Source organism: Methylobacterium sp. AC832 (genome assembly GCF_979256025.1).
Genome location: NZ_CEEDMV010000001.1, coordinates 803,832 through 819,882, shown reverse-complemented (window position 1 = coordinate 819,882; position 16,051 = coordinate 803,832). Strand labels below are relative to the sequence as shown.

Genomic DNA, 16,051 nt, shown 5'->3' with positions numbered 1-16,051 from the left:
CCCATGCGACCGGTCTTGGATCTCTCTCAATCCTTCTGCGGCTCGCTCGTGTCGCGCCCGGACTTCTCCGCGAGCCGGGCCAGGGCCGTGAGCTCACGGAACCAAGTGCGCACGGGCTTTGCAGGCGTACCGCCCCAGCGGCTTCCGGGCGGGACGTCGCGATTGACGTTCGAGGAACCGGCTATCTGCGAGCCCATGCCGATCCGGAGGTGCCCGACCACGCCGACCTGACCGCCGAGGACCACGTAATCTTCCAGCGTGGTCGAGCCGGAAATGCCGACTCCGGAGACGATGACGCAGTGGCGACCGATGACCACGTTATGGGCGATCTGGACGAGGTTATCGATCTTGGTCCCCTCCCCGATCGTGGTGTCGCGGCCGGCACCGCGATCGATCGTGGTGTTGGCACCGATCTCGACATCGTCCTGCACGATGACACGGCCGGTCTGGGGAACCTTGAGGTGCCCGCCCGGCCCCATGGCGAAGCCGAACCCGTCCTGGCCAAGGCGCGCACCAGGATGGAGGATCACGCGGTTGCCGACCAGCGCATAGGCCAAGGTCGCCCCCGCACCGATGGAACAGTCGCGGCCGATGCGGACATTCGGACCGATGACGGCGTTCGGTCCGATGATCGTCCCTGAACCGATTTCGGCACCGGGACCGATCACGGCGCCAGGATCGACGATCACGCCGTCTTCGAGATGCGCCTTGGGATGGACATGGGCGCCCGGTGATACGCCCTCGGTGGCGAATTGCGAAAGCGGCCGCATGGTCTCCGGATGGAAGCGCGCCAACAGGCCTGCATAGACCCGGTAGGGATCGCGCGTGACGAGCGCCACCGTGGATGCGGGAACCTTGGCCGCGAAGCGCGGCGAGACGAGGCACGCCAGCGCCTTCGTCTGGGCCAGGACATCGCCGTAACGGGCATTGTCCATATAGGCGAGGTCGCTCGGGCCGGCAGTCTCGAGAGGAGACGCGCCGCTGACCATCAGCTGGGAATCCGCTCCCTCGGGGAGCGAAATGCCTGCAGCCCCGGCGATGTCACCGAGGCTGAGGGTCGTGCTGGATGCGAAGAAGATGGGATCAGACATGATGCGACAACGCACGGGCTTCGAGAATGAAGCCCGTGCGTCTTGGCTCAGAAGCGCGAACCGCCGGAGAAGCGGAAGGCCTGGAGCTGATCCTTGCCCACGCGGCCGAGGAAGCTGCCATCGGCGTTGTAGATCTTCTGGCCCTCGTCCTTGGTCAGGGCGTAAGCGTAATCGAAGCGGATCGGGCCGAGCGGCGAGTTCCACAGGATGGACGCACCGATCGAGGAGCGGATCGTCATCTTGTCGCGGACGTTCAGGCATTCCGGCTCGACGGTGATCGCTCCGGCACCCAGCGCCGTGTAGGCACAGGCCCCGCCGGGGGCGATGCCGTTGATGATCGCGTCGCCGTTCACGTTGAACTGCGTGCGGCTGTTGTAGCCGAACAGCGTACCGGCGTCGGCGAAGACGGCGCCCTTCAGACCGAGATCACGCGGAATACCGTAGATCGGGAACTGAACTTCGAGCGTACCGCCGAAGTAGGTCGTACCGCCGACAGCGTTCGAACGGGAGTCGGCGCTGCCGACGTCGCGCGGACCGATACCGTTGGGCGCAAAGCCGCGAACGAGCGACGGGCCGAGGAAGTACTGATCGGTGATGCGCAGCTTCTCGTCGGTGAGCGGCGAGATATGGCCGCCCTGGAAGCGGGCGAAGCCGACCACGTCCTCGTAGAATTCCTTGTAGTAGCGAACGTCGCCAGCCACGCGGAAGAACTTCGAGTCACCGCCGAGACCGGCGATTTCGGGTTTCAGCTCGGCATAGAGGCCGTTCCGCGGCTGGGCGAGGTTGTCCAGCGTCGAATAGGCAAGCGTCACACCGGCAAGCGAGGTGAGCGTGTTTCCAGTCGAACCCTTCAGAGCAATCGAGGCTTCGCCATTGAAGGCGCAGTTGTTCGGGTAGGAAGCCAGACCACCCGTGTTGAGGCCGGAGACGGGATCGATCGTGCCCGCCGGGTTCACCGTCGTGAAACCGGGGATCGGGTTCGAACAGTCGTTATACGGTCGCTTGGTGCTGTTCGGGATCGTCAACTCGGTGTTGTAGAGCGAGTAGCGCAGCGTGACGCCGAACTCTTCTGTGATCGGCAGGCCGACGCGGATCTGACCGCCGTAGACGGTGGTCTCGTAGCGCGAGTAGCGGGTCAGATCGCTGTACTTGTAGAAGGCGTCGAAGCCGGCGGCGAGACGGTAGCCGAGGAAGTATGGCTCGGTGAACGAGAAATCGACGCCGCGCGAGTACTGGCCGCCGGTGCCGGCGACACGGACGTACTGACCACGACCGAGGAAGTTCGACTCGGAGACCGAGACTTCGCCGATGATGCCGTCCTGGGTGGAGTAGCCGCCTGCCACCGAGAACGAACCCGTGGGCTGATCCTCGACATCGATGTTGATGATCACGCGGTCGGCGGAAGAGCCCGGCTCGTTGGAGAAGCGGACCTTCTTGAAGAAGCCGAGGCCATTGAGGCGACGCTCGGCACGATCGGTCAGGACGCGGTTATAGGCGTCGCCCTCGGTGATATCGAGCTCGCGGCGGATGACATAGTCGCGGGTACGGGTGTTGCCGCGGATGTTGATGCGCTCGACATAGACGCGCGGGCCGTCTTCGACGACGAAGCCGAGCGCCACGGTGTGGGTGGCGCGGTCGCGCTGACCGGTCGGGCGAACCTGAGCGAAGGGGAAGCCCTGACGGGCGACCTGATTGGTCACGCCGGAGAGGGTCTTCTCCACGTCCTCGGCATTGTAGACGTCGCCCACGGCGGCGCGGACCTCGCCGTCGAGGATCTGGGTGTCGACACCCGGCAGACGCGAATCGATGGCCACAGCGCCGACGGTGTATTGCTGACCCTCGTCCACCGTCACGGTGATGACCCAGCCGGCATCGCCTTCGCCTTCGACGTAGCGCGCATCGGCATTCACCACCCGGAAGTCGGCATAGCCGTTCTTCAGGTAGTAGCGGCGCACGAGGTCGAGATCGTTGGTGATCCGGTCGGGATCATAGACGTCGGACGTCTTGATGAACGAGAGGAAGTTCATCTCCGACGAGCTCATCAGCTCGCGCAGCTTGCTCTCGGAATAAGCGCTGTTCCCGACGAAGTTGATCGCCTTGATGCCGGTCTTGTCGCCTTCCTCGATCACGTAGATCAGGTCGATACGGCCATTCGGCAGATCGACGGTGCGGAAGCTGACCTTGGCGGTGCCACGGCCGGCGCGGCGGTAGATTTCGCGGATGCGCTGAAGATCGGCCTGGACGATGCCCTCGCTGAAACCGCCGCGGGCCTTCGCCTCGACCTCGGCTTCGAGCGTCCCCTTCTCGACCTTCTTGTTCCCCTCGAACACGACCCGGTTGATCAGGTTGTTCTCGCGAACCGTCACCACCGTCCCGGCGCCGCTGCGCGAGACCTTGACGTCGGAGAACATGCCGCTCGCCAGCAGGTTGCGGCGGGCCTCTTCGGGAGATCCGGAAGCCGTACCGGTCACGTAGGACCGGATCGTGTCGGCATCGACGCGCTTGTTACCCTGGACGACGATCTGCTGCGCCTGAGCCGTGCCGCCCAGAACCAGCCCTGCGGCCGCGGCAGCGACTAGGACGATGGTCCGTTCGGCCGACTTACGCCGGCGCTTCCCCGTCATCGACATCATGTAATCGCCCGTCTCTATTTATTAACAGTCCGGGTTTGCACCCGCAGACAGGCGGTCGTTATCCGACCGTCCCGTCACCTGGTCCCAAGCTCAGCTTCTACCGAGTTTCCCGAGCGAAGCAAACGCTCGGACCTGGGCTGTAGGGGGGATTTTGGGGAGACGTGGCCTTCCGGTCACTTAACGGTTCCCGTTCATCGCTCGATAAGGTGAATCAATCGTCAATTTGCAGCAAAAAGCCCGCTCCGGTGACCGGGCGGGCTTTTCGAATGTCGAGTGCAATCAATATGTTGTGGAGAAATCCACAACCTTGCGAGAGGCCTGCTCCGCGCCGCCGCCGAGACGGCGGCGTCCGGTCAGGAGCCCCGGCCGGACCAGGACGCACCGAGGTTCAGGATATCGTTCCAGGCGGCGAACAGCATGAGGAACAGGACCAGCGCCAGCCCGATCCGGAACCCGATCTCCTGGGTCTTCTCGCTCAGCGGGCGGCCGCGAACGGCCTCGAACGCGTAGAACAACAGGTGCCCGCCATCGAGGAGGGGAACCGGAAAAAGGTTAAGCAGGCCGATCGAGACGGAGAGAAGCGCCACGAGACCGATGAGCCCCCCGACGCCGCCGACCTTGGCGACCTCGCCCGAGACGCGCGCGATCCCGATCGGACCGGAGAGCTGATCGGCGGATTCCCGGCCCGTCACCAGCTTGCCGAGGTAGTTCATCGTGCGGTCGACGACGAAATAGGTCTCCGACACGCCGAGCCCGAGGGATTGGAACAGGCCGTAATGCCGAACCTGGGCATCGGCACCGTTCGGCCCCTTGATGCCGAGGCGGCCGAGGCGGTGCTTACCGAACGGGGTCCGCTCCTCCACCGCGTCGGGCACGGCGGTCAGGGTCTTGGTCTCGCCGCCGCGATCCACGGTGACGGCGAGGCTGGCGCCGGCGCTTCCGGAAACGGTGCGCTGCATGTCGAGAAAGTTGGTGACACTCGCCCCGTCGATGGATGTGACCACGTCGCCGGGCTGGAATCCGGCACGCTCCGCGGCGCTGCCCGGCATCACGCCATCGATGCGCGGCGGAAGCTCGTAGCGGCCGACGAAGTAGATCGCCCCGGCGAAAAGCGCGATGGCGAGGAGGAAGTTGGCGATGGGGCCGGCAGCCACGATCGCCGCCCGCTTACCCAGGCTCTGCGTGGGAAAGCTCGTCGCACGCTCCTGGGGCGTCATCCGCGCCAGGGCGGCGGGATCGGCCACGCTGGCGCCATTGGCGTCGCCATGGAACTTGACGTAGCCGCCGAGCGGGATCGCCGACACCTTCCAGCGTGTGCCGTGCCGATCGTTGAAGCCGAAGAGCTCGGGACCGAAGCCGATGGAGAAGGCGTGAACGCCGACGCCGCACCAGCGACCGACGAGGAAATGGCCCATCTCGTGGACGAAGACCACGATGCTGAGCACGATGACGAAGGGGATCACCGACCCGAAGAAGCCGGAGGCGGTTCCCCCCATCGAAGCTAGAAAGTCCATTCGTCGATCCTCAGGGCCTCGCGAGGGGCCAACACACGTCCATAGCAGATCGGATCGCGGACGAGCGAACGCAAACCGGGCGGGGCCGGTGAGATCGTCGCATGCGGCTCTCCCGTCCCCGCTTTCCTCGGTGGACGGTTAAGGGCCGGGCGATGACGACCGCATCAATGCCCGCCTCCCGCTGGCGCGGCGGCACGCGGCCGGCGGATCAACGGGGTCGCGCAGGCCATGGCGAGGAACAGGAAGGTCAGCACCAGGAAGACGTCAGTGAAGCCCATCACCAGCCCCTGCATCCGCACCGTGTTCATCATCGCCTTCAGGGCCATGGCGTTGCCGTCGAGGCCCAGCGCATCGAACTGGCGGCGTGTCATATCGAGCCGCTCCAGCACGGTGTTGTTCGTCCAGGTGAAGCGCTCGTGCAGCCGGGCGAGATGCAGGTCCCAGCGGTCGTTGAGGACGGTGTTGATGAGAGCGAGGCCGACCGCCCCGCCGAGGTTGCGGGTGAGGTTGTAGAGGCCGGACGCGTTCTTCATCCGCGCAGGCGGAAGCGTGCCGAGCGCGATGTTGTTGATCGGGATCATGCACAGCATCAGCGAGCAGCCGCGAAGGACCTGGGGCAACAGCAATTCCCAGAAATCCCAGTCCTTGGTCAGCCCGGTGACGATCCAGGTGCCGGCGGCGAAGCCGGTGAAGCCGATCCCCATCAGGATGCGCGGATCGACCTTGCCCGAGAACCGGCCGGCGATGGGCGCGGTGGCGAACATGCACAGACCGGAGACGAACATCGTCTCACCGATCTGCAAGGCGGAGTAGCCGCGCACGCGTCCGAGATAGACGGGGTAGAGATAGGTCAGGCCATAGAGCCCGATGCCGAGGACGAAGCTGAAGATGCAGCCCGCCGCGAAGTTGCGGTCGGAGAAGGCGCGCAGGTCCACGATGGGCTCGGCCGCCGTGAGCGCGCGCCAGAAGAAGGCGACACCGCCCACGACGCAGGTGATGGCGCAGGCGAAGACCGCCTCGTCCTGGAGCCAGTCATGATTCGGCCCCTCCTCCAGCACGTATTCGAGGCAGCCGAGGAAGGCGGCCATGAAGGCGAGACCGAACCAGTCGAAGCGCTTGAACAGGTCGAGGTTGGGCTCGTCGAAATCCACGAGCAGATAGGTCGAGACGGTGACGACGATGCCCGGCACCACGTTGATGAGAAACAGCCAGTGCCAGTCGAACGCATCCGTCAGGTAGCCGCCCACCGTCGGACCGATCGTAGGGGCGAGCGTCGCAACGAGACCGATCATCGGCGAGACGATGGGACGCTTGGAGGGCGGGAAGATCGTGAAGGCCGAGGCGAAGACGGTGGGGATCATGCCGCCGCCGATGAAGCCTTGCAGCGCGCGCCACAGGATCATTTCGTTGATCGAGGTGGAGGTCGCGCACATCAGGCTCATCAGGGTGAACCCACCCGCCGAGACCACGAACATCCAGCGGGTGGAGATCACCCGCGAGAGGAAGCCCGACAGGGGAATCGCGATGACCTCGGCGATGAGGTAGCTGGTCTGGACCCAGGGGATCTCGTCGCCCGAGGCCGAGAGCCCGGCCTGGATCTCGGCCAGCGACGCCGAGACGATCTGGATATCCAGGATGGCCATGAACATCCCGAACACCATGCAGACGAAGGCCACCATGCGGCGGCGATCGAGGGGCGGCTCGGCGGCGGGTGCGGGCGCGATGGTGGCGGTATCGGCCATGATCGACCCCTAATGCCGCCACGCCGTGCGGACGCGTTCGTCCTCGCCACGGGTATCGACGCGCACGGTGACGGAGAGGCCGGGACGCAGGAGCCCTTCCCGCGCCACGTCCGCCGGCACATGGATGCGCACCGGCAGGCGTTGCACGATCTTGGTGAAGTTGCCGGTGGCGTTGTCGGGCGGCAGCAGGCTGAAGACGGAACCCGAGGCCGGCGACAAAGATTCGACCTCGCCGACGATGTCACGGCCCGGATAGGCATCCACTGCGATGTGGACCTGCTGGCCGGCATGCATCCGCTCGACCTGCGTCTCCTTGAAGTTCGCATCGACCCGCACGCTCTCCAGGGGAACCAGGGCGGCGATGCGCGAGCCCGGCGCAACATAGGCGCCCGCCTCCACTGCCTTGTTGCCGACGACACCGTCGAAGGGCGCATGGATCACCGTGAAGGCGAGGTCGCGGTCGGCCCTGTCCTCGGCGGTCTTCAACTCAGCCGCGAGCCCTTCCGCCTCCCGGCCCTGAGCTCGCAGGACCTCGACATTGGCCTTCATCATGGCGAGGTTCGCCTCGGCTCCTTTCACCGTGGCCTCGGTGCGGTTGCGATCGGCCAGGGCCTGCTCGATCCGCGATTTGGCGACGAAATCGACCTTCTCCAGCTGCTGCTGCCGGGCATAATCGGCAGCGGCGCGGATGGAATCGGCCTTGGCCGCATCGATCTGCGCCGCGCTCTGGAGGAGCTGCGCCTGTGCGGCCTCCACCTGCCGGCCGATGCGGGCGATGGTAGCCTGCTGAGTCAGGAGCTTGTCATGCGCGGCTTGGGCGGCGAGGCGATAATCGCCGTCGTCGAGGCGGGCGATCACGTCGCCCTGCTTCACCGCCTGCCCGTTCATCACCGGCACGGCGGCGAGATAGCCGGGAACCTTAGCCGCCAGGATCGAGATGTCGGCCTGGACGTAGGCATCGTCGGTGGAGACGAAGAAGCGCCCGACCGTCCACCATTCGTAGCCCTTGTAGCCGCCGCCCGCGAGCGCGAGCGTGAGCACGGTCAGCATCATGGCCTTGCGGAGCAACCGCGGCTTCGGCGGCGTTGCCACCGTGGCGGCGACCGGCACCGGGGAATGCGCAACGACCGAAGTCGCCAGTGGCGCTGCGTCGTTCGGCAGGTCGCCGCTGCCAGAGGCGGCAGAATGACTGCCTTCGTCACGGAGAGACATGGTCTGATCCCGGGATCAACGAATTGACCGAACCGTTCGGTCATTCGGCATCAGGTTGACCGACGCCGCGAGTTCCCCTTAGGTATGATGACTGAACGGTTCGGTCAATTGGGGTGAGCGGTGAGTGCAGTCCAGGCAGAGCGCCCGACGGTCGAGAAGGCGAGCACCCGCTCCGCGCCGGAGACGGATAAACGTCGGCAGATCCTCGACGGCGCACGCTCGGTCTTCATGGCCTCTGGTTTCGACGGTGCCAGCATGGGCGAGATCGCGAAGGCGGCCGGCGTCTCGAAAGGCACGCTCTACGTCTATTTCGACAGCAAGGAGGCTCTGTTCGAGGCCCTGACGCTGGAGGAAAAGCGCTGCCTCGCCGAGGCTCTGTTCCAGTTCGATGCCGACGATCCGGATGTACGCGGCGCGCTCACCCGCCTGGGGCAGAGCTACCTCGTCCACATGATACGCCCGGACCACGTGGCGATCATCCGCATGGTGATCGGCGCGACAGAGAAGTTTCCACGCTTCGGCCAGGCCTTCTACGAAGCGGGACCGGCGCAGGGCGTCGCGAGGCTCACCGCCTATCTCGACCGTCATGTCGTGGCGGGCCGCCTGCGCCACGCCGATACGGAACTCGCGGCCAAGCACTTCCTGCATCTGTGCCAGGCGGGCTTGCTCACGCGCCTGCTCTTCGCCGCGGGCGGTCCGGTGACCGAAGCCGAAATCGGGACCCGCGTGACCGAAGCCATCCGTGTGTTCTTCGCGGCCTATGGACCCGAGGATTGACGACCCGCCGCATGACGAGAGGTCACGCTTGATTCAGGCGATCCGGGCAAGGTCGGCCCGCGACGCGACCGGAACGGCAGGTCACCCCTTATGCGAATCCTGGTTCTCGGAGGCTACGGCCTCATCGGCTCGGCCGTGGTCTCCCGCTGCCTCGCCGCCGGGCATGCGGTAACGGGTCTCGGGCGAGACGTCCGGGCGGCGCGCCTGCACCGTCCCGAAGCAGATTGGATCGAGCACGACATCGCCCGGCTCGTCGCGCCGGAGGATTGGAGCGACACGCTGCGGGGCATCGATGCCGTGGTGAATTGCGCGGGCGCCCTGCAGGACGGCCCGCGCGACGATGTCCGCGCTCTTCAGGCGACCGCCATGTGCGCCCTGTTTGCCCGTTGCCGTCAGCTGGGTATCGTGCGCGTCGTCCAGGTCTCGGCGGCGGGAGCCGCTCTGAACGCCGCCACCGAATTCATGCGCAGCAAGGCGGAAGCCGATTCGAGCCTGGCCTCCCTCGATCTCGATTGGGTGATCCTGAGACCGGGACTGGTCCTGTCGCCGATCTCGTACGGGGCGACCGGCCTCATCCGTGCGTTGGCATCGCTCCCGGTCGCCTTCACCGGTATGTCCGATCTGCAGCCGATCCAGACCGTCCATGTGGACGATGTGGCGGAGGCGGTCCTGCTCGCGGTCGAGGGCCGGATCGGTCCGCGCGCGAGCTACGACCTCGTCGAGGAGCGGGGCCACTCCCTCGCGGAGATCGTCGCGGCCTTTCGCGCCCGGCTTGGACGCCCCACCGCCGCATTCGCGCTGCCGATGCCCTCCCCGCTCCTTCGCCTCGGGTTCCGCATCGGGGACCTCGTCGGCCGTCTCGGCTGGCGGACGCCCATCCGCACCACGGCGTTGATCCAGATCGAGGCCGGCGTGAGCGGGGACCCGACCGTCTGGATGCAGGTCACCAAGGCTCCGCTTTCCTCGCTGTCGGACAGCCTTCGCCGGATGCCATTCGGGGTGCAGGAACGTTGGTTCAGCCGGCTCTGGCTGCTGAAGCCGGCCATCCTCGCCACGCTTTCGCTGTTCTGGCTGCTCTCAGGCCTGATTGCCCTGACGCATCTCGACGCCGCCATGGCGGCGATGACCGCCCACGGCATCGATGCGGCGACCGCGCGTGTCACGGTGCTCGCCGGAATCCTCGTCGACCTGGCGCTGGGGGGAGCGATCCTTGTCAGGCGCACCATGCCGCTCGCCGCCCTCGGCATGGTGGCGATGACTGGAGTCTACCTCTTCTTCGGCTCGGCCATCGCCGCCGGCCTCTGGCTCGATCCCCTGGGCGCCTATCTCAAGACCCTGCCGGGAGCGATGCTGGCCCTCGTGGCCTATGCGCTGGCCGACGAGCGCTGACCCCGATGGAGTACGTCGATCTCCTGCGCTGGCTGCACGTCATCGGCGCGACGATCCTGCTCGGCACCGGAACCGGCATCGCCTTCTTCATGACGATGGCGCACCGCACGGGGCGGCCCGACCTGATCGCCCATGTGGCGGGGACGGTGGTCGTCGCCGACCTGCTCTTCACGGCGACGGCGGCGTTCATCCAACCGGTGACGGGCTGGCTCCTGGCGCGCGCGGTGGGCTGGCCCCTCTCGGAGGGATGGATCGCCCTATCGCTGATTCTCTACGTCGTCATCGGCTTGTTCTGGCTGCCGGTCGTCAGGATCCAGATGACCCTGCGCGATCTCGCCGGGGCCGCGGCGGCATTTGGAATGCCCCTGCCGCCGCGCTATCACAGGCTGTACCGGATCTGGTTCGCCTGCGGTTTTCCCGCCTTCGCCGCCATGCTCGCCATCGTCTGGCTGATGACGGCGAAACCGCGATTCGCCCTGTTTTGAGCGGACCTCAGGCGGCCGATGGGAGCGCCTTGGCGCTCCAGGCGCGGACATGGGCGTCGATGGCCAGAGCCTCGTCCACGTCGGCCGGCGCGCTGCGATACTCGAGGGCGAAATGCTCGCAGGCCCGCTCCACCAGTTCGGCGATGCCGTAGAAGCCGATCTCGCCGCGGATGAAGGCGGCCACCGCGATCTCGTTGGCGGCGTTCATCACTGTCGGGGCGGCGCCGCCCTCCGCGAGCGCGGCGCGTGCGATGCGCAGGCAGGGGAAACGCGCCTCGTCCGCCGCCTCGAAGGTGAGGCTGCCGACGGCGGCGAGATCGAGGGAGCGTCCCCGCTCGATGGTCAGGCGGTCGCCGAGGCCGAGACAATGGGCGATGGGAACGCGCATGTCCGGCATGGCGAGGCCCGCCGTCACGGCGCCGTCGCGCCAGGTGATGAGGCCGTGCACGATCGATTGCGGATGCACGATCACGTCGAGGCGCTCGGCCTCGATCGCGAACAGGTGATGCGCCTCGATGAGTTCGAGGCCCTTGTTCATCAGCGAGGCCGAATCGATGTTGATCTTCATGCCCATCGACCAGGTCGGATGAGCCGCCGCCTCGGTGGGCGAAGCCGCGGCGATGCGTTCCTTCGTCCAAGTGCGGAACGGGCCGCCGGAAGCCGTGATGGTCATCTTGGTCACGTCCGAGACGCGACCGTTCCCGAGCGCCTGGGCCAGGGCATTGTGCTCGGAATCGACCGGCAGCAGCGTCGCCTTGAACCGCGCGGCATCGCGCATGAAGGCGTCGCCGGCGCAGACGAGGCTCTCCTTGTTGGCGAGGGCGACGGTACGTCCGAGGCGCAGGGCCGCATGGGTCGGGCGCAGGCCCGCCGCACCGCTCACCGCAGCCACGACGATGTCGGCATCACGAGCCACGGCTTCGAGGACGGCGCTGTCGCCTGCCCCGTTGGCGATGCCGGTGCCGGACAGCGCCTCGCGCAGGGCGGGTCCCTGGCTCTCGTCGGCGAGCGCGGCGAAATCCGCGCCGATCTCACGGGCGAGCTTTGCCAAAGCGGCGGCATCGCGGCCACCGACGAGGGCGCCGATCCGGAAGCGCTCGGGATGCTGCGCCAGCAGGTCGGTGGTGGAACGACCGATGGACCCGGTGGCGCCGAGGATGGTGACGGTATGGGTCAACGGATCGATTCCTTCAGACCACCGCCAAGCGGTGGGCAACGAGATAAAGGCCGGCGAGCACGGCCACGGCGAAGAAGCCGTCGAGCCGATCCATGACACCGCCATGGCCCGGGATCGAACGGCCCGAATCCTTCACGCCGTAATGCCGCTTGAGCCCCGATTCGGCGAGGTCGCCGGCCTGGCTCAGGATGGACGCGAGGGCGCTGGTAATGGCGACCGCGACGAGGGGTGCGTTCGCCAGACTGCTCCACCCCTGCGAGCGCGCGGCCATCACCAGCAGGGTGCCGGCGGCGATGCCCGCCGCGAGACCGCCGAGTGAGCCGGACCACGTCTTCTTGGGGCTCACCGACGGCATCAGCTTCGGCCCGCCGAAGGTCCGACCGGTGATGTAGGCGACGATGTCGGTGGACCAGACCACGGCGAACATCCAGGCCGGCCCGAAGATGCCGATGGCCGGGTCGTCACGCAAAGCCGGGGGAACCAGGGCCAGCACCGCGGCACTGAGGAAGCCGATCAAGACGCGGCCCCGTCCGCCCGAATCCCGGACGATCACGACGAGGGCAACGAGGGTCAGAACCGCGACCGCGAGCCAGACCAGTGCCGGAGCATCCAGGCGCAGGCAGAGGGCGAGGGCGAACAGCCCCAGGCCCGTAATCGCAACGGTAGGCCTGAGCGGCGCGATCCGGCTGATTGTGATCCATTCGCCCGCGAAGACGATACCGGCGATGAGCCAGATGGCGGCGAAGGCCCAGCCGCCGAGGAACAGCGTGGTCAGCACGATGGTCGCCAGTACGATGGCGGACGCCGTGCGAAGCTGGAATTCGCGGCCGCCGAGGGGGCCGCGCCTCGGCGCGGATGCCGCGTCGCCGGGCGAGGCCATCACCCGGCCTTGCCGCTGAGGCCACCGAAGCGGCGATCACGGCGATGATACTCATCGATGGCCGCATGGAAGCAGGCGTGATCGAAATCCGGCCAGAATTCCGGCACGATCACGTATTCGGCGTAGGCCGTCTGCCATGTGAGGAAGTTCGACAAACGCTGCTCGCCCGAGGTCCGGATGACGAGGTCGGGATCGGGGATGCCGGTGGTGTCGAGGGCTTGGGCGATGGCCTCGAGGCCGATCTCGGCCGGGCTCATCCGCCCGTCGGCCACTGCCTGGGCCAGGGTCCGGACCGCCCGCAGGATCTCCTGGCGCCCGCCGTAATTGAAGGCGATCACCAAGGTGAGGCCGGTATTGCCGCGGGTCCGCGACTCGGCCTCGTCGAGCAGCGCGGCGATATCGGTGCTCAGGCCCTCGCGGGCGCCGATGATCTTGACGCGCACGTTGTTGCCGTGGAGCTCGGCGAGGTCGCGGCGCACGAACAGCTTCAGCAGGCCCATGAGATCGGCGATTTCGGCCGGCGGCCGGCGCCAGTTCTCGGAGGAGAAGCTGTAGATCGTCAGATAGGAGACGCCGAGTTCGATCGCGGAGCGGACCGCGCGGCGCACCGCCTCGACGCCGCGGCGATGCCCCTCCACCCGCGGAAGACCACGGCGCGCAGCCCAGCGGCCGTTGCCATCCATGATGATGGCGACATGAGCGGGCGCCGCCGGACGGGTGACGGAAGACGGGCCTGACCCCGAAGTCTCGGTATCGCGCGAGGCGAGGCCGACCGCGACGCTGGCGGTGTCCCTATCCCCGGCCGCAGATACCTCGATCTGACGCGCGCCCTCTGAGCGACCCAACGCGCTTCTCCCCGTCCCTGATTCCGTCGATTCCATACCTGTCCACAACTTAGACCTGCATGATTTCCTTTTCCTTGGAGGCGAGAACGCCGTCGATGTCAGCGATGTGCTGGTCGGTCACCTTCTGCACTTCGGTGGCCTGACGCTTCTCGTCGTCCTCGCTGATGGCGCTTTCCTTCTCGAGCTTCTTGAGATGATCGAGCGCATCGCGGCGGACGTGGCGGACCGCGACGCGGGCCTCCTCGGTATATTTGTGAGCGACCTTGACCATTTCCTTGCGGCGCTGCTCGTTCATCTCCGGAACGCGCAGGCGGATGGTCTGACCCTCGGTCTGAGGGTTCAGGCCGAGATCGGATTCACGAATCGCCTTCTCCACGGCGGCGACCATGCTGCGGTCCCAGACCGAGATCGACAGAAGGCGCGGCTCGGGCACGCTCACCGTGGCGACCTGGGCCATCGGCATGGACGACCCATAGGCATCGACATTGATCGGGTCGAGAATGCTCGGGGTCGCGCGTCCGGTGCGCAGGGAACCGAGATCCTTCGACAGCGCGCTGACGGCGCCCTGCATCCGGCGCTTGATATCGTTCAGGTCGAACTCTGGGGTCGCCATACTGTGTGTCCCGACGAGAATGAGAGAAAAGGCCTTGGGCCGCCGGGGCCCGTGCGTGCGGCCTCAATGAACCAAAATCCGACAGGTCGCAAATGGCGTTCGCGCGCGCGGCGGATCAAATCGACCATGCGAGGCGGCTTCGCGATCTGCCTATCGCGCGACCGGCTTCCTCTCCGCTAGTCCCGGCGGGCCGGAGCGCTGGACGAAATGGTTTGCATCGAGCTCCGTGAACGCCTGGAGCAGCGCGATGATGGCTCCCGCCGACATCTCCGTAGGGTCGAACTTCGCAGTGGGACCGTATTGGAGATAGAGGGCGTTGAGGGCCTCCGAGCGGCCTGCATAACCGACCATCCATCCCCGCAACGCACGCTGCTGTAATGGAACGGCAGAGACGAGAACCATGCCGCTGTGACGGCTGTCCGCCGCCAGCGCCCAGAGCTGCTCCGAGATCGTCGACGTCTCGCCCTCCATGGCCTGGAGGAAGAAATCCTCGTTGAACACGAGGGCGCCCGTCATGCCCGACGCATGATCGTAGCGGTTGCAGGAGGCCAGGATGTCCCTGACCATGTCACGCATCGAACCACCCGTCAGCTTGACGAGATTCCGGCTGTAGAAAACGAACTGCGACAAGGGCATCGACTATGCTCGGCAGCCGCATCGGGCAGGCGGCAGGCGTTCCCTTTCACAGGAAGAGCGAAAATCCTCAAGAAACCCTGATGCCGAAATCGAGCGAGCAACTGGGGGGCCGCTGCGCATCAACTCGCAACGACGAACCCGATACTTGAGATACTATGTCGTCAGGGCACGACGTGCGTCGAAGGAGCGTTCCCCGTGAGGATCGCGGTGACCGAACTCGGGGCATGAACAGAGCCGACGACGATGGAGATGCGGCTCTCGCGGGCCAGCGCGAAGGCGGCGGTATCCATGATCTTGAGGTCGCGCGCGATGGCATCGTCATGGGTCAGGCGGTCGTAGCGCACCGCCGAGGGATCTTTCTTCGGATCGGCCGAATAGACGCCATCGACCTGGGTCGCCTTGAGCACGGCGCCGCAGCGCAGCTCGGCCGCGCGGAGAACGGCGGCGGTGTCGGTGGTGAAATACGGGTTGCCGGTGCCCCCGGCGAGGACGACCACCTGGCCCTTGTCGAGATGGTGCAGAGCCGGTTGGCGCGCATAGGTCTCGCAGATCGTCGGCATCGACACCGCGGACATCGTCCGGGCGGGCACGCCGGCGGCATTGAGGGCCGTCTCAAGGGCGAGGGAGTTCATCACCGTGGCGATCATGCCCAGCGAGTCGCCGGTGGCGCGATCGATCCACCCCGCCGACGAGATGCGCGCGCCCCGGATCATGTTACCGCCCCCGACCACGAGAGCGACCTGAAAGCCGGCCTCCAGGGTCTTGGCGATATCGTCCGCCAGGGCCGCCAGGAGCGGGGGATGCAGCCAGTACCCGTCCGGGGCGGCCAGGGCCTCGCCCGACAGCTTCACGAGGACGCGGCGAAACGGTTTGGTCTCCGGCATGGCGCCAGTCCCCTCAAGCACCGGCGCAAGGCCGAACGATTCAATCGGAAGCGCCCGCTGTCTATCGCAAGGCGGTCGCGAAGGTCGAGGGGCAGGACCGTCTTAGTATGTCATCTCGGGGATCGGTCGCCGGGCCTGTGGAGAGACGAGGCGGAATCGATGGTCGGAAAACG

Annotated in this window: 14 protein-coding genes; 3 read left to right on the top strand and 11 right to left on the bottom strand. The window is 66.5% G+C overall.

Features of this window, described 5'->3' with window-relative positions; all coding sequences use genetic code 11:
• Positions 1 to 26: 26 nt before the first annotated feature.
• The 5 genes from lpxD to AC0IXR_RS03830 all read right to left on the bottom strand — a co-directional run bounded on the left by lpxD (position 27) and on the right by AC0IXR_RS03830 (position 8,192).
• Positions 27 to 1,091, bottom strand: a complete 1,065-nt coding sequence (lpxD, locus tag AC0IXR_RS03850; protein WP_471759793.1) for a UDP-3-O-(3-hydroxymyristoyl)glucosamine N-acyltransferase — start codon at positions 1,089 to 1,091, stop codon at positions 27 to 29.
• Positions 1,092 to 1,138: 47 nt separating this feature from the next.
• Positions 1,139 to 3,724 (bottom strand): outer membrane protein assembly factor BamA, encoded by a 2,586-nt coding sequence (gene bamA, locus AC0IXR_RS03845; RefSeq protein ID WP_056431490.1) that lies wholly within the window; start codon positions 3,722 to 3,724, stop codon positions 1,139 to 1,141.
• Between the two features lie 353 nt (positions 3,725 to 4,077).
• Positions 4,078 to 5,238, bottom strand: coding sequence for an RIP metalloprotease RseP (gene rseP, locus AC0IXR_RS03840; protein WP_056431493.1), 1,161 nt, complete (start codon positions 5,236 to 5,238; stop codon positions 4,078 to 4,080).
• A 164-nt stretch (positions 5,239 to 5,402) separates the two neighbouring features.
• Complete coding sequence (locus tag AC0IXR_RS03835) at positions 5,403 to 6,980, bottom strand: DHA2 family efflux MFS transporter permease subunit (protein ID WP_056431496.1); 1,578 nt, start codon at positions 6,978 to 6,980, stop codon at positions 5,403 to 5,405.
• Positions 6,981 to 6,989: 9 nt separating this feature from the next.
• Entirely contained in the window at positions 6,990 to 8,192 is a 1,203-nt protein-coding gene (locus AC0IXR_RS03830) for an HlyD family secretion protein (protein WP_311275001.1), read from the bottom strand.
• Between the two features lie 120 nt (positions 8,193 to 8,312).
• Here AC0IXR_RS03830 and AC0IXR_RS03825 point away from each other — a divergent pair, with 120 nt between their 5' ends.
• The 3 genes from AC0IXR_RS03825 to AC0IXR_RS03815 all read left to right on the top strand — a co-directional run bounded on the left by AC0IXR_RS03825 (position 8,313) and on the right by AC0IXR_RS03815 (position 10,843).
• Positions 8,313 to 8,969 carry a TetR/AcrR family transcriptional regulator gene (locus AC0IXR_RS03825; RefSeq protein ID WP_311275000.1) on the top strand — a complete coding sequence of 219 codons (657 nt, stop codon included), beginning with the start codon at positions 8,313 to 8,315 and terminating at the stop codon, positions 8,967 to 8,969.
• 90 nt (positions 8,970 to 9,059) lie between these two features.
• Positions 9,060 to 10,358, top strand: a complete 1,299-nt coding sequence (locus tag AC0IXR_RS03820; protein ID WP_471759792.1) for an SDR family oxidoreductase — start codon at positions 9,060 to 9,062, stop codon at positions 10,356 to 10,358.
• 5 nt (positions 10,359 to 10,363) lie between these two features.
• The gene (locus AC0IXR_RS03815) at positions 10,364 to 10,843 is read left to right on the top strand and encodes a DUF2269 family protein (RefSeq protein ID WP_471759791.1); all 480 of its coding nucleotides are present in this window, start codon (positions 10,364 to 10,366) and stop codon (positions 10,841 to 10,843) included.
• Between the two features lie 7 nt (positions 10,844 to 10,850).
• On the opposite strand, the gene dxr is transcribed toward AC0IXR_RS03815, so the two are convergent.
• From dxr to pyrH, 6 genes are all read right to left on the bottom strand, one after another.
• Positions 10,851 to 12,020: a 1-deoxy-D-xylulose-5-phosphate reductoisomerase gene (gene dxr, locus AC0IXR_RS03810; protein ID WP_471759790.1), complete on the bottom strand. Its 1,170-nt coding sequence runs from the start codon at positions 12,018 to 12,020 to the stop codon at positions 10,851 to 10,853.
• 13 nt (positions 12,021 to 12,033) lie between these two features.
• The gene (locus AC0IXR_RS03805) at positions 12,034 to 12,900 is read right to left on the bottom strand and encodes a phosphatidate cytidylyltransferase (RefSeq protein ID WP_471759789.1); all 867 of its coding nucleotides are present in this window, start codon (positions 12,898 to 12,900) and stop codon (positions 12,034 to 12,036) included.
• Positions 12,900 to 13,745: an isoprenyl transferase gene (locus AC0IXR_RS03800; RefSeq protein ID WP_471759788.1), complete on the bottom strand. Its 846-nt coding sequence runs from the start codon at positions 13,743 to 13,745 to the stop codon at positions 12,900 to 12,902. Before AC0IXR_RS03800 ends, AC0IXR_RS03805 begins: the two co-directional genes overlap by 1 nt.
• 49 nt (positions 13,746 to 13,794) lie before the next feature.
• Entirely contained in the window at positions 13,795 to 14,358 is a 564-nt protein-coding gene (gene frr, locus AC0IXR_RS03795) for a ribosome recycling factor (protein WP_056431517.1), read from the bottom strand.
• Positions 14,359 to 14,508: 150 nt separating this feature from the next.
• On the bottom strand, positions 14,509 to 14,988 hold the full coding sequence (locus AC0IXR_RS03790; protein WP_461229398.1) for a BLUF domain-containing protein: 480 nt from the start codon (positions 14,986 to 14,988) through the stop codon (positions 14,509 to 14,511).
• 167 nt (positions 14,989 to 15,155) lie between these two features.
• Complete coding sequence (pyrH, locus tag AC0IXR_RS03785; RefSeq protein ID WP_056431523.1) at positions 15,156 to 15,878, bottom strand: UMP kinase; 723 nt, start codon at positions 15,876 to 15,878, stop codon at positions 15,156 to 15,158.
• Between the last annotated feature and the right edge of the window lie 173 nt (positions 15,879 to 16,051).